Raw genomic sequence first — 14,694 nt, 5'->3', positions numbered from 1 at the left:
GCGTCCCCTGCCACCGGACCCACCCCGCCAGCCCACAGATAGCCAGCTTTTGACGTTGCCGTTGCCTCTGCGGGTGCAGGGCGCAGCCCTGCCGAATCCCCCCCAACTCTTACTGGAGGAGCGAACGCAGCATCCAGGCGTACTTCTCGTGGGTCTGCAGCCGCTGGGTCATCAGATCCTCGGTCGGGGCGTCATCCCCCTTGGCCGCCACCTCCAGCACTTCACGTGCCGTACGGCAGACCGCTTCGTTGGCGACCACCAACTGGCGTACCATTTCACGCCAGTCCGCACTGTCGGTCAGGCCCGGTTCCTCGGCGATCGAGGTCAGCGCAGCGAATTCCCGGTAGGAGCCCGGGGCATTGAAGCCCAGCGCGCGGATGCGCTCGGCCACGTCGTCCAGTGCCGCCCACTGCTCGGTGTACTGCGTCTCGAACATGGTGTGCAGCGAGTTGAACATCGACCCGGTCACGTTCCAGTGGAAGTTGTGCGTCTTCAGGTAGAGCGTGAACGCATCGGCCTGGAAGCGCGACAGACCGTCGGCGATCTTCTTGCGGTCGCCCTGGGTGATCCCGATATCGATGTTCGGTGCCGACGGTGCCGCCGCAGCAAGCTTCTGCTTGCCGGTCTTGGCCTTGGTCGTGCTCTTGGTCTTCGCCATGGGGTTCCTCCTTGTGGAATCGTTGGCCTTCACAATAAACCGGTCGTGATGACTGGTCGCTTTCAAAGTTTTGAACGAACCGATTGATGAACTCTATCGATAAAAATCCATCGCCCCGCCTGCGCCAACAGCGTGCCGCCATCGACGGCGCCATGAGCCGCGACCGGGGCCGTTTGCTGGGAATGCTCTCGCGTTGCCAGGCCAAGCCCCAGGATGCGGCGCTGGCCGCCACCTTCGAGCAGGCCTTGCAGGCGTCGGTGCAGCGCCGGCAGGTGCGGGCGCAACAGCAGCCGTCCATTACTCTGGACCCGCAGCTGCCGATTGCGCGTGAAGCCGACGCCATCATCGCGCTGATCCGCGAACATCAGGTGGTGGTGATCGCCGGTGAAACCGGCTCGGGCAAGACCACCCAGCTGCCGAAGCTGTGCCTGGCCGCCGGCCGTGGCCAGGCCGGCATGATCGGCTGCACCCAGCCGCGACGGATTGCCGCACGTGCGGTGGCCAGCCGCGTGGCACAGGAACTGCAGAGTGAACTGGGCCAGCTGGTCGGCTACCAGGTGCGCTTCAATGACAAGGTCAGCGAAGACAGCCGCATCAAGTTCATGACCGACGGCATCCTGCTGGCGGAGATCGCCAGTGACCGCTGGCTGTCGAACTACGACACGATCATCGTCGACGAGGCGCACGAACGCAGCCTCAACATCGATTTCCTGCTGGGCTACCTGAAGCAGCTGCTGCGCAAGCGGCCGGACCTGAAGCTGATCGTCACCTCGGCCACCATCGACACCGAACGCTTCGCCCAGCATTTCGACAATGCGCCGGTGATCAGCGTCGAAGGCCGTACCTATCCGGTGGAAGTGCGCTACCGCGCGCTGGAAGGCGAGGGCGAAGACCAGGGCGAACGCACCGTCAACGACGCCATCGTGTCGGCCATTGACGAGATCACCCGCCTGGATGCGCGCGGCGACGTACTGATCTTCCTGCCGGGCGAGCGCGAGATCCGCGATGCGCACCAGTCGCTGGAACGGCGCAAGTACCGTAATACCGAGGTGCTGCCGCTGTACGCGCGCCTGTCCAACCAGGACCAGGACCGGGTGTTCAACCCCGGGCCGAACCGGCGCATCGTGCTGGCCACCAACGTGGCGGAAACCTCGCTGACGGTGCCGCGCATCCGTTACGTGGTCGATCCGGGCTTCGCCCGCGTCAAGCGCTACAGTCCGCGCAACAAGCTGGACCGCTTGCACATCGAGCCGATCTCGCAGGCCAGCGCCAACCAGCGCAAGGGCCGCTGCGGCCGTATCGCCGAAGGTATCTGCTACCGCCTGTACGCCGAATCCGATTTCCAGGCGCGGCCCGAATTCACCGATCCGGAAATCCGCCGCTCCAGCCTGGCCGGGGTGATCCTGCGCATGCTGCAGCTGGGCCTGGGCCGCATCGAGGACTTCCCGTTCCTGGAAGCGCCGGACGAGCGCGCGGTAGCCGATGGCTGGCAGCAGCTGACCGAACTGGGCGCGATCGACGCCGAGCGGCGCATGACCACCATCGGCAAGCAGATGGCACGCCTGCCGGTGGACGTGAAGCTTGCGCGCATGCTGGTGGCCGCGCAGGCCGCAGGCTGCCTGCGGCCGATGCTGGTGATCGCCTCGTTCCTGGGCATCCAGGACCCGCGCGAACGCCCACCCGAAGCGCGTGGTGCGGCCGACAGCGCGCACGCGCAGTTCGCCGATGGCCGCTCCGAGTTCGTTGGCGTGCTGCGCCTGTGGGATGCCTACCGGCAGGCCCATGAAGACCTGACCCAGTCCAAGCTGCGCGACTGGTGCGGACGTCATTTCCTCGGCTTCCTGCGCATGCGCGAGTGGCGCGAGCTGCATCGCCAGCTGCGGCTGCTGTGCGAGGAACTGGGCTGGAAGGAAGAGGCCAGCGAGGCGTCGATGGCGCCGTTGCTGGCCGGCAGCAGTGCGCCGGCACCGGCGCGTGACGACGCGGCGGCGGTGAAAGCCACCCGGGGCCAGCTGCACCGCGCCGGGCGCCTGGCCCGCGAAGGCAAGGCCGAGGCCGCACCGGCCCCGGTGGCCGTGCGTGCGCAGAAGGAACAGGCGCCCGCCGGCGGCGGCTTCAGCGAACGCGTGCGCGCCGCTGCCTACCAGACCCTGCACCGGGCGCTGGTGGCGGGCCTGCCGACGCAGATCGGCCACCGCACCGAGAAGGGCGATTTCCAGGCGCCACGCCAGCGCCGCTTCCTGCCGTTCCCGGGTTCGGCGCTGTCCAAGCGGCCGCCGCCGTGGCTGCTGGTGGCCAACCTGCTGGATACGCAGAAGGTGTGGGGCATGACCCTGGCCGCGATCGAACCGGACTGGGTGATTGCCGAGCTGCCGCACCTGCTGCTGCGCAAGCACTTCGATCCGCACTGGTCGCGCGCGCAGGGACAGGTGCTGGCCTCCGAGCAGATCAGCCTGTTCGGCCTGGTGCTGGCGCCGAAGAAGCCGGTGCATTACGGCCGCATCGAGCCGGGCGAGGCACATGACATCTTCGTGCGCCAGGCATTGGTGACCGGCGAGATCAACACCCGCGCCAGTTTCGTGGCCGACAACCAGAAAGTGCTGGAGGTCGCCCGCGAGGAGGAAGCCAAGCTGCGTCGCGCCGGCATCGTCGCCGACGAGGACTGGCAGGCGCGCTGGTACCTGGACCGGGTGCCGCCGCAGATCCATTCGGCTGCGGGCCTGGATGCCTGGTGGAAGGGGCTGGCGCCGGAACAGCGCAAGACCCTGCACTGGTCGCTCGCAGACCTGCTGCCCGGAGAGGGCAGTGAGCAGGAGCGCTACCCGAAATACCTGGCGCTGGGCCAGGCGCGGTTGCCGCTGCACTACCGCTTCGAGCCGGGTGCCGACGATGACGGCGTGACCCTGGACGTGCCGCTGCACCTGCTCAATGCATTGGACCCGGTGCAGCTGGGCTGGCTGGCGCCGGGCTTCGTCGCCGACAAGGCCTCGGCACTGATCCGCAGCCTGCCCAAGGCAATGCGTCGCAACTACGTGCCGGCGCCGGACTTCGGCCGCGCGTTCTATGAGGCGTTTCCGCAGCCCAGCGCCGATGCCATCACCGGCGAACTGGCGCGTTTCCTGTCACGTGCAACCGGTGCCACCGTGACCGCGCTCGATTTCGAGCCCGGTTCGATCGAGCCGCACCTGCACATGAACCTGCGGCTGCGCGACGAGCAGGGCAAGGTGCTGGCCACTTCGCGTGATCTGGACGCACTGCGCGCGAAATTCGGCGGTCGTGCCGGCGATGCCTTCGCTGCACGCGCTGGCCGCGAGATGGCGGCCGATGGCCTGCGCACGTTCCCGGCCACGCCGATACCGTTGCAGGTGCCCGGTGAAGCCGGCGTTCCGGCCTATCCGGCATTGCTGGACGAGGGTGACAGCGTGGCGCTGCGCATCTTCGCCGATCGGCAGCAGGCACAGGAGGCTCACCCGCTGGGCGTGCGCCGGCTGCTGGAGATCGCCCTGGCCGAGAAGGTCAAGCAGGCGCGCAAGCAGCTGCCGGTGGGCGCCAAGACCGGCCTGTTGTATGCGGCGATCGAGTCGCAGGAGCGTCTGCGCGGAGACCTGGTGGATGCGGCGATGAACGCGGTGTTGGCGGAGGGCCTGGAAGACATCCGCGATGCGGCGGCCTTCGAACAGCGCCGTGAGCATGCGGCCAAGGCCCTGTTCGGCGAGGCCATGTCGCGGCTGAAACTGGCCGAAACCATCCTGGCGCTGGTGGCGGAACTGAAGCCGATGCTGGAAGCACCGTTGATGGGTTGGGCGCGCGGCAACCTGGACGACATGGAAGCGCAGCTGTCCGGGCTGATCCACCCCGGTTTCCTGCGCGATACGCCGGCCGACGCGCTGGCGCAGTATCCGCGCTACCTGAAGGCGATGATCCTGCGCACCGAACGCGCCAAGCGTGATCCGCCACGTGACCAGGCACGCATGCTGGAACTGCATCCGTTCCTGGAAGCGCTGGAAACGGCAGAGCAGCAGGGCCTGCGCGATCGCCCGCAATGGCAGGCGCTGCGCTGGGACCTGGAAGAGCTGCGGGTGTCGCTGTTCGCGCAGGAGCTGGGGGCACGTACCGGCATTTCGGCGAAGAAGCTGGCGCAGCGGGTGACGGCACTGCGCCAGGCCTCGTAACCCCCGACCCGACCCCGCCGGATGATGACCGGCGGGGTACGGTGGAATGTCATCCACGCGTGGCGTGGATCCACTACTTGGAGCGGCGCACCTTGGGCTGGCTGTTCACGCCTTCCACCTTCATGTACCACACGCCCATCACGCCGGGCTTGATGCTGACCTTGGGCGATTGCTTGCGCACGCCGACCACGCTGGTGCTGTCGGTCTGCTCCCATTCCTGGCCGTTGTCCAGCACGTAGACGCGGCCCTTGCCGAAGCCACGGAACTCGCCCTGCAGCACGCCGGTGATCGGCTCGCTGCTGCCGAAATCGAAGAACCCGCGGTTCTTCACGATCACTTCCTGGCGGCCCTGTTCGCGGGCTTCTTCGCGTACCGCTGCCACAGCCTGGGTCGTCGCCGCTTCAACCTTGCCCTGCAGCCAGCGGTTGAGCGTGGCCAGTTCCTGCGCGCTCAGCTTGTCCAGGCCGGCCGCCTTGAATTCAGTCGGCGACATCTGCTGCTGCAGGTCACCGTCCACCACGCGCTGGGCCAGCGCAGGCGCCGACAGGGACAGCAGCAGTGCGGCGCAGGCCAGCAGCCGTGGACGGAAACGTGGGGCGATCGAGGGCATGGCGGAACTCTCCTGGGTTTGCCGGCGAGTGTAGCGGCATGTCTTCATGCCGGGTGATGGTGGCTGCGGTGATTGTCCCTGAACGGCGCCGGCGCTAGTGTAGGAACCTCTGTCTTGCCTGCTCGATGCTGTGAACCGCGCTTCTGTCCCCGGCCTGGATGCCTTGTTGAACCGTCCCTCCGCCGCGGTGCTGCCCGCTCCGCTGCGCCAGGCCCTGCGCGAACACTGGGAAGCACCGGAGTGCGACCACCAGATGCGCGCCAGCTGGTCGGTGCTGGGCGATACCCTCGATGCACTGTCGATGCTCTCCGCCGACGAAGGCGCGGTGGTTGCCGCGCTGTTGTTCGACCTGCCCGGCCTGCGCGCCAGCCTGGACCAGCTGCCGCTGGGCAACCACAAGGCGGCGGTGATCGGCCTGCTCGACGGCCAGGACGCCGCCGATCCGGTCTGGGCGCTGCATGCTGGCCGCGAGGCCGGGCGCAACAGCGAGGGCCTGCGCCGCCTGCTGCTGGCGATCATCCGCGACCTGCGCGTGGTGCCGATCCTGCTGGCCCGGCAGCTGGCGAGAATGCGCGCTGCCGACAAGCTGGACGACGAGCAGCGCCGGGCGCTGGCGCAGCTGACCCGCGACATCCACGCGCCGCTGGCCAACCGGTTGGGCATCTGGCAGCTGAAGTGGGAGCTGGAAGACCTGGCGTTCCGCCACCTGGAGCCGGAAACCTACCGCCGCATCGCGCGCGAAGTGGACGAAACCCGCGTGGCGCGCGAGCGCTACGTGCAGAACGTGAAGAAGCAGCTGTCGCGCGAGCTGGCCGCACAGGGCATCCATGCCGAAGTGAGTGGCCGCCCCAAGCACATCTACAGCATCTGGCGGAAGATGCAGAAGAAGCGGCTGGCGTTCGACCAGCTGTACGACATCCGCGCGGTGCGGGTGATGGTCGACGACGTCGCCGCCTGCTACGCCGCGCTGGGTGTGGTGCATGCGCTGTGGGCCCCGGTGCCGAGCGAGTTCGACGATTACATCGCACGCCCGAAGGCCAACGACTACCGTTCGCTGCACACCGCCGTGGTCGGCCCGGAAGGGCGCACGATCGAAGTGCAGATCCGCACCCACGAGATGCATTCCCAGGCCGAGCTGGGCGTCGCCGCGCACTGGAAGTACAAGGAAGGCGGCAAGGGCGCGGAAAAGTCGTTCGATCGCAAGATCACCTGGATGCGCCAGCTGCTGGAGCAGGCGCAGGACGGGCAGGGCAATGAACTGGCCGGGGCACTCGACGCCGAGCTGACCGAGGACCGGGTCTATGCGCTCAGCCCGAAGGACGAGGTGCTGGACCTGCCCCAGGGGGCCACGCCGCTCGATTTCGCCTACCAGGTACATACGATGGTGGGCCACCGCTGCCGTGGCGCCAAGGTCAATGGCCGCATCGTGCCGCTGACCTATCGCCTGCGCAGCGGCGACCGTGTCGAGATCCTCACCGGCAAGGAGGCCGACCCCCGCCGCGACTGGCTGATGCCCGCGCTGGGCTTCCTGGCCAGCAACCGCTCGCGCGAAAAGGTACGCAGCTGGTTCCACAAGCTGGACCGCGCGCGCAACGTGCAGGCCGGGCGCGAACTGCTCGAGCGCGAGCTGAAGCGCCTGGGGCTGCAGCATTCGGATCTGGCGGTGGCGGCGAAGAAGTTCCATGCCGACAGCGTTGACGACCTCTACATCCAGGTGGCGCTGGGCGACACCGGCCCGAACCAGGTCAGCCGTACGCTGCTGGAAGCAGAGCGCGCGGCCAGCCAGCCGGCCCCTGCGCCGGCGCTTCCGCGCCCGACCGCCCGCCGCGAGAACCTGGGCAAGTCCAAGTTCACGGTGCAGGGCGTGGGCAATCTGCTGGTGCAGCTGGCGCGCTGCTGCCAGCCGGTGGCTGGCGAACCGATCGTCGGCTACCTCACCCGTAGCCGTGGTGTCACCGTGCACCGGGCAGACTGTGCCGCGCTGGCCCGGCTGGCGGCCACCAGCCCGCAGCGCATCCTGCCGGTGGAATGGGGCCAGGCCGGGGGCGGCTACGAGGTGGACGTGGTGGTCGATGCGGTCGACCGCCGCTGGCTGCTGAAGGACATCACCAACCTGATCGCCCAGGAAGACGCCTACGTGCTCGACATCCACAGTGACAACGTGCGCAACAGTGGCCGTGCCCATCTGCGCCTGAGGCTGAAGGTCAGCGACTACGACCAGTTGTCGAACCTGCTGGGCAAGCTGGACGCGCTGCCGGGCGTGAGCGAGGCGCGTCGCCTCGGCTGAGCTTCACGCCGCCCCGGCTACCCTGCACGCATGGAACGCGAGCCCCCGCATCGCCCGCATGGCGCTGAACACCCTGCGCTGGATCGCGTCCGCCGCGAAGGCCGCTGGTGGTGGCTGCAGGCACGTCATGCGCGGCGGGTCTGGCGATGGGCGCTGGTCGCGGCGCTGGCGGTGTTCGTGCTGCTGGTGCTGCTGCGCAAGCCGCTGGCCGACTGGTTCTGGGACGAGCCGCAGATCGAACAGCTGCTGGTCGAAGGCGATCGCGCGCTCGCCGCCGGCCGGCTGAGTGCGGCCGACGGCAGTGGTGCGCGGGAGCGCTACCAGGCGGTGCTGGCACTGGATGGCGATCGGCCGCAGGCGCGCCAGGGCCTTGCACGAACCGCCACGGCAGCACTGCAGCAGGCCCGCGACAAGCTGCAGGGCGACGATCTGGAGGGCAGCGCGCAGTCACTGGCGCTGGCCCGCGAGCTGCAGGTGCCGCAGGGCGACGCCGACGCCGTGGCCCGCCAACTGCAGGCGCGGCGTAGCGCCGGCGCCGGTATCGGCGCGTTGCTGGCCCAGGCCCGCAATGCGTTCGCGGCCGGCCGGCTGGACGATGGCGACAGCAGTGCGTTGCCGCTGTTCCAGCGCATCCTGGCACTGCAGCCGGACAACCTGCCCGCTCTGGAGGGGCGCGAGGATGCACTGAGCGATCTGCTGCAGCATGCGCGCGCGCTGGCCGGACGCGGGGAACTGGCTGAAGCCGCTGCGACGTTGCAGCGCGCGCGCCTGTTCGATGCAGGCCACGCCGATCTTCCCGCCAGCCAGGAGGCCCTGGCACGGGCGGTCGACGAGCGCTTGCGGCAGGCACAGCGCGCACTTCAGCGACAGCAGCTGGAACGTGCCGCAAAGGGGTTCCTGTCCGTGCTGGCGGTGGCGCCGGACGATCCCACTGCCCAGCGGGGCCGCGAGCAGGTGCTGCAGGCGGTGCTGGCGCGAAGCCAGATCCAGGCCGACGATTTCCAGTTCGAGGCGGCGCAGCGTGATGCCGTGCTGGCCGAAGCACTGGGCGCTTCGCAGGCGGCACGACAGCAACTGGTGCAGCGCCTGCAGCGTGCACGGCAGGCCCGGGAGGCACTGCAGCAGCCCGCAGTGAGCAACGCGCAGCGTGAACGCGAGCTGCGCGATCACCTGCGCCGGATCGAACGCGCCGAGCGTGCAGGCCAATGGATCAGCCCGCCGGGGCACAGCGCATTCGATGCCCTTCGCGAAGCACAGGCGCTGGTACCGCGCGATTCACGTGTGAAGGCCGCGGCCGCGCGCCTGCTGCCTGCCAGTCGCCGTTGTTTCGACGACAACCTCCGGCAGAACCGGGTGCAGGCTGCAGGTGCCTGCCTGCAGGCCTGGCAGACGTTGTCTCCCACCGCCGGCGGCCTGCCTGCGGCCCGCCAGCGCCTCGCGCAGCGTTGGCTTGCGATTGGCAGCGAACGATTGGGCAACGGAGATGTCGCCTTTGCCGAACGTGCGCTCCAGCAGGCGGGCGAGCTTGGCATCGGCCCTGCCAGCAGCGAGTACCAGCAGTTGCGGCAGCGCCTGCGCGACATCGGGGTGTCGTCGCCCTGAGCCCGCCGCTGCCGGAGGGACCGCTATAGTAGCCACCCCTCGCAACATCCCCACGGAGTGCCGATGACCGTCCTTGTTTCCGGAGCCACCAGCCAGATCGGCCGGTTCCTGCTGCCGCGCCTGGTGCAGGCGCATGGGCGGGTACAGGCGGTGAGCCGGCAACCGCAACCGGCACAGGACGGCGTGCAGTGGCTGTGCGGGGACCTGGCGGCTGCGCTGGACAGCGTGCCGTCTCCGGACTGGCAGGCGATTGCCAGCTTCGGCCCCCTTGAAGCATTGGCGCAGTGGTTGTCGCGGCAGACGGCGGCCCCCGCGCGGCAGGTCATCGCCACCAGTTCGATGAGCGTGCTGAGCAAGCAGAATTCCGAGCAGGCCGACGAGCAGGACGTCGTGGCGATGCTGCAGCGGGGCGAGGCGGGCCTGATCGCGCAGGCCGAGCGTCTTGGCATGGGCTGGACGATCCTGCGGCCGACCCTGATCTATGGGGCCGGCATCGACCGCAGCATCACCCCGATCGTGCAGCGTGCGCTGCGTCTGCGCCTGTTTCCGATTCCGCTGGTGGGAGGCCTGCGCCAACCGGTGCATGCCGACGATATCGCCCGCGCCGTGGTGGCCTGCATCGCCACCGGTGCAGCGTCGGCACGGGTGCTGGAAATCGGCGGTGGCGAGCGCCTGCCCTATCACGCGATGTTCCGCCGCGTGCACGCCAGCCTGGCACAGCCGACATTGGCGCTGCCGTTGCCAGGCGCGGCACTGCGGGGCCTGGCCGCGGTGCTGCCGCGGGCGCGTGGTCCGGTGTCACGCCTGCAGCAGGATCTGATTGCGGACAATGGCCCGCTGCAGGCGCTGCTGGACGTACATCCGCGGCCGTTCCAGCCCGACGCGGACACGTGGCGACCGATGAGCGCGGCCCAGGCCGTGCAGCGGATCGCTGCGTATCCCGGCAACGGCTAGCCAGCCACGGTATCCATCCTCTTAGGGGGGCTTTGCTACCATCCCCCGGCCCTTGTTTCCGCGAGTACGTTCGATGCCTGACGCGCCATCCCGATCGGCCCCTGCCGAGCGCATTGGCGTCGCGCTGTGCACCTACAACGGTGCGCGCTACCTGCAGGCGCAGCTGGACAGCATCCTCGACGAGGATCTTCCGGTGAACGAAGTCATGATCGGCGATGACGGTTCCAGCGACCAGACGCTGCAGCTGCTGCAGGCCTTCGTGCCGCGTGCACAGGCGCTGGGCATCCGTGTCGAGATCGTCCAGCACGCGCGCAATCTCGGCTATGTGCGCAATTTCGCCGATGCACTGATGCGTTGCCAGGCCGACATCCTGTTCCTGTGCGACCAGGATGATGTCTGGCATCCGGGGCGTGTCCGCCGCTATGTTCAACGCTTCCAGGCAGACCCGGCCCTGTTGCTGCTGCACAGCGATGCATGGCTGGTGGACGCGCAGGGCGCGCCGCTTGGCCAGCGGCTGCTGGATGTACTGGTGGTCCATCCGGCCGAGGTCGAGCTGGAACGCTCGGGCCTTGCGATCGACGCGATCCTGCTGCGCAACTTCATCACCGGTGCCACCTGCGCGCTGCGCCGCGGGCTGCTGGCCGGATCGCTGCCGGTCCCGCCGGGCTGGAGTCACGACGAATGGCTCGCGGTCAACGCATCACTGCGAGGAGGGCTGGACATGCTGGCCGAACCGACCATCGACTACCGGCAGCATGGCAACAACCAGATCGGTGCCAGTCGCCGCGGTTTCCTGCAACGCCTGCGCCATCTCGATCTGTTCGATTCACAGGCGCGCCAGCGCACGGCCGGGCGCCTGCTGGCCCTGGCCGATCTGCTGGGGCAGCGCGGCGTGGTGGTGGCGCCGGAGCGATTCCAGGGACTTCACGCGCTCGCCTGGCGCATGGCCTGGTCGCGACTGCAGCTGTATCGCCGCGTGGATGTGCCGGCAGGCTGGATCGCCCATGATGCGCCGCGGTTGATCGCACGCCTGGCCAACGTCTGCCTGGCGGGGGGCGGCTGGAAAGGGGGCTGGGCAGCGCTTGCGGGCGCGTGGGCCGGGTGGCGGGCGCCGCGCGCTGCTTGAACTGCAGTGAAACCGCGGGCCATCGCCTGCCAGCCACCGCGGCGCCTGCGTTAGACTCGCCAGACCCTACCCGCCTGCATGCCCGTGCCCCGACGCTACGATTCCGACGACATCGACGATTTCGACGACGACCAGCAGGACGACAGCCCGCTGTGGCGGCGTCGCCTGATCACCTGGAGCATGGCTGCGGTCGCGTTGGGATTGGGCTTCCTGATCCCTTATACGCTGTACCTGAACCAACAGGTGACCCAGCGCTTCGGTGAACTGCGCTGGCAGATCCCGACCCGGGTATATGCGCGGCCGCTGGTGCTCACACCCGGCAAGGCGATGGACGCGGCGACCCTGAAGACCGAACTCGCCGCATCCGCCTACCGCGATGACGGGCAGGGCAAGGAGCCGGCGACCTATGCGGTGAACGGCGGGCGCTTTGTCATTTCCAGCCGTGGCTACAACGATGTGGATGGCCGCGTCGCACCGCGTCGGCTGGAACTGTCGCTGGCAGACGGTGCGGTCGCGTCGCTGCGTGATGCCGACAACCGCAAGGCGCTGAAGGCTGCGCGCCTGGACCCGGCGCGTATTGCCACCCTGTACGGGCAGAAGCAGGAAGAACGCCGCCTGATCCGCATGGACGAGGCGCCGGACCTGCTGGTGACCGGCTTGCAGGCGGTGGAGGACAAGGACTTCAACCGTCACCACGGCATCGATCTGTCCGGCATCGCGCGCGCGGTGTGGGTGACGGTCCGTTCCGGTGGCCAGAGTCGCCAGGGGGCGTCCACGCTGACCCAGCAGCTGGCCCGCAGCGGCCTGCTCGGGATCGGCAAGGAGCAGACGGTCACCCGCAAATTCAACGAAGTGCTGTACGCGCTGATCATGGAGGCGCGCTACGACAAGCGCACCATCTTCGAGGCCTATCTCAACCAGGTGTACCTGGGCCAGCGCGGCAGCCAGGCCATCCACGGCATGTCTTCCGGCGCCGAGTTCTGGTTCGGCCGTGACCTGCAATCGCTGGAAACCGAGCAGATCGCGCTGCTGATCGGCCTGGTCAAGGGCCCGTCCTACTACGATCCGCGGCGCAACCCGGAACGCGCACTGGATCGCCGTAATTTCGTGCTGGGCAAGCTGCATGAGGCGACGCTGATCGACGATGCCGAGTACCAGCGTGCACTGAAGGCGCCGCTGGGCGTGCCCAAGACGCCGGGCCTGGTGGCGGCCAACCGCTTCCCGGCCTATGTGGACCTGGTTCGCCGCCAGCTCGGCCATGACTATCCGGAATCGGCGCTGCAGGGCGCCGGCCTGAGCGTGATGACCGGCATGTCGCCGTCTGCGCAGGCCTATGCCGAAGGCGCGGTGACCCGCACCATCAAGTCGCTGGAAAGCAAGCGCCGTCCCGAACTGCAGGCCGGCATGGTGCTGACCGACGTGCACAACGGTGACGTGCTGGCGGTGATCGGCAGCCGTGAAGTGTCCGAGGTGGGGTTCAATCGAGCGATCGAAGCACAGCGCCCGGTCGGCTCGCTGTTGAAGCCGTTCGTGTACCTGCTGGCGCTGGCGCAGCCGGACCGCTACTCGCTGGCCAGCTGGGTCGACGATTCGCCGGTGACGGTGCAGCTCGGCCGTGGCCGCAACTGGAGCCCGGGCAACGCGGACAACCGCAGCCACGGCACTGTGCGCCTGATCGACGCGCTGGCGCATTCCTACAACCAGGCCACGGTGCGCGTGGGCATGCAGGTCGGCCCCGAGCGTGTGACCCAGCTGATCCACGTGCTGGCCGGCATCAAGGCCGAAGCGAATCCGGCGGTGATCCTCGGTTCGACCGACCAGAGCCCTTACGCGATGGCACAGCTGTACCAGTTCCTCGCGTCCGGTGGCGAAATCCAGCCATTGCATGCGGTGCGTGGCGTGCTCGATCCGCAGGGCAAGCTGCTCAAGCGTTACGACAAGACCCCGGCACCGGCCCAGGAAGGCGATTCGATTGCCGCCAACCTGATCAGTGTCGGCCTGCAGCAGGTGGTTGCCAGCGGCACCGCGCAGCGGCTCAACGCCGATGGCCTCAGCCGCCTGCAGCCGGCCGGCAAGACCGGTACCACCAACGATGGTCGTGACAGCTGGTATGCCGGTTACACCGGGGATCACCTGGCGGTGATCTGGATCGGCAACGACCAGAACGAGCAGGCCGGCCTGTACGGTGCCACCGGCGCGATGCGGGTCTGGTCGGGCATCTTCCAGCGTCTTCCCAGTGCGCCGCTGCGGGTCAGCAACAAGGGCCTGGACTGGCAGTCGGTGGCCGCCAGCGGCCTCAACACGACCGACGAGGGCTGCCCGGGAGCGCGCCGCTTCCCGTTCGTGGTCGGCTATGCACCGGCCTATGCGCCCTGTGCACCGGCGGTGTCGCCGGACGGGCAGGGCGAGACCGAAGGCGAGGGTGGTGGCTGGCGCAGCTGGTTCGGCTTGGACCGCAAGCCGGAAGCGCCTGCCGAACCTGCCGCGACGCCCGCCGCCGCCACTCCTCCCCCGAGCCGATGATGCCGATGAACATGCGATCCCTGCTGCAGCCCCTGGCCCTGACCGGCCTCAGCCTGGCCCTGGCCGCCTGCGTGAGCAGTGCGCCGCCGGTGGTCAAACCGGTCGATACCACCACGCCGGCGCAGCGCCTGGCCGCAGTTGACGCAGCCGCTGGCCCCGATGACAAGGAGTTGTCGGTGCAGCCGTTGCGTGACTCGCAGGTGGAAGATCTGCGGGTGACCGCGCAGGCACAACGCCAGGCCAACGATCTGGCCGGTGCCGCCAGCAGCCTGGACCATGCGCTGGAGATCGTCGCTGGTGACCCGGCGGTGCTGCAGGAGCGCGCCGAGCTGGCGCTGCTGCAGGGTCAGTGGGCGCAGGCGGAGGCGTTTGCGCGCAAGGCGGTCGACCTGGGCTCGAAGACAGGGCCGCTGTGCCGCCGGCATTGGGCGACGATCGAGCAGTCGCGCCTGGCGCGGGGCGAGAAGCAAAATGCGGTGTCGGCGCATGCGCAGATTGAAGGCTGCACGGTGCCGGGGATCAAGCGGTACTGAGTTTTCAGCCAACGGCGCAGCCCCTCGTGGCTGGCTGCTTGGCCGCGTAAAGCAAAAGCCGCGCTTGGCAGGGCGGGGGGGGTTCGCGGGGGACGCCGTGAACCCGTCCCTGAAGTGACCCCCGAGACTTGGACGGGGTCAGGCGGCCGATTGGGCCCGCTCCCGGTACTCTACCGGGCTCAGACCTTTCAGTTTCAGTTTGATGCGCTCCTGGTTGTAGTACTGGATG

Annotated in this window: 10 protein-coding genes; 7 read left to right on the top strand and 3 right to left on the bottom strand. The window is 68.5% G+C overall.

What is annotated here, in order from left to right; translation table 11 throughout:
- Positions 1-109: 109 nt before the first annotated feature.
- Entirely contained in the window at positions 110-658 is a 549-nt protein-coding gene (locus AC5P6X_RS19085) for a Dps family protein (protein ID WP_005410730.1), read from the bottom strand.
- 86 nt (positions 659-744) lie between these two features.
- Between AC5P6X_RS19085 and hrpA the strand changes: the two genes are divergently transcribed.
- Positions 745-4,830, top strand: a complete 4,086-nt coding sequence (gene hrpA / locus AC5P6X_RS19080) for an ATP-dependent RNA helicase HrpA (RefSeq protein WP_495215570.1) — start codon at positions 745-747, stop codon at positions 4,828-4,830.
- A gap of 73 nt (positions 4,831-4,903) precedes the next feature.
- Here the strand turns inward: hrpA and AC5P6X_RS19075 are convergent, their stop codons facing one another.
- Positions 4,904-5,440, bottom strand: a complete 537-nt coding sequence (locus AC5P6X_RS19075; RefSeq protein ID WP_005410728.1) for a hypothetical protein — start codon at positions 5,438-5,440, stop codon at positions 4,904-4,906.
- A 130-nt stretch (positions 5,441-5,570) separates the two neighbouring features.
- On the opposite strand from AC5P6X_RS19075, the gene AC5P6X_RS19070 reads away from it, so the two are divergent.
- From AC5P6X_RS19070 to AC5P6X_RS19045, 6 genes are all read left to right on the top strand, one after another.
- Positions 5,571-7,727: a bifunctional (p)ppGpp synthetase/guanosine-3',5'-bis(diphosphate) 3'-pyrophosphohydrolase gene (locus AC5P6X_RS19070; RefSeq protein WP_032965949.1), complete on the top strand. Its 2,157-nt coding sequence runs from the start codon at positions 5,571-5,573 to the stop codon at positions 7,725-7,727.
- A gap of 30 nt (positions 7,728-7,757) precedes the next feature.
- Positions 7,758-9,329 (top strand): hypothetical protein, encoded by a 1,572-nt coding sequence (locus AC5P6X_RS19065; protein WP_329757320.1) that lies wholly within the window; start codon positions 7,758-7,760, stop codon positions 9,327-9,329.
- 63 nt (positions 9,330-9,392) lie between these two features.
- On the top strand, positions 9,393-10,283 hold the full coding sequence (locus tag AC5P6X_RS19060) for an SDR family oxidoreductase (RefSeq protein ID WP_005414259.1): 891 nt from the start codon (positions 9,393-9,395) through the stop codon (positions 10,281-10,283).
- Positions 10,284-10,356: 73 nt separating this feature from the next.
- Positions 10,357-11,409: a glycosyltransferase family 2 protein gene (locus tag AC5P6X_RS19055; protein WP_495215568.1), complete on the top strand. Its 1,053-nt coding sequence runs from the start codon at positions 10,357-10,359 to the stop codon at positions 11,407-11,409.
- A gap of 84 nt (positions 11,410-11,493) precedes the next feature.
- A complete protein-coding gene (gene mrcB / locus AC5P6X_RS19050; protein WP_043035707.1) occupies positions 11,494-13,932 on the top strand; it encodes a penicillin-binding protein 1B in 2,439 nt (812 codons plus the stop codon).
- Positions 13,929-14,465: a hypothetical protein gene (locus tag AC5P6X_RS19045; protein ID WP_049450265.1), complete on the top strand. Its 537-nt coding sequence runs from the start codon at positions 13,929-13,931 to the stop codon at positions 14,463-14,465. Before mrcB ends, AC5P6X_RS19045 begins: the two co-directional genes overlap by 4 nt.
- Positions 14,466-14,603: 138 nt before the next feature.
- Here the strand turns inward: AC5P6X_RS19045 and AC5P6X_RS19040 are convergent.
- A partial coding sequence (locus tag AC5P6X_RS19040) for an IS3 family transposase (RefSeq protein WP_495215579.1) occupies positions 14,604-14,694 on the bottom strand: 91 nt, incomplete at its 5' end.

It is taken from the genome of Stenotrophomonas sp. YJH_SMC_40 (assembly GCF_059368615.1).
The sequence above is the reverse complement of the archived record's forward strand: the minus strand, read 5'-3'. Positions and strand labels throughout refer to the sequence as shown.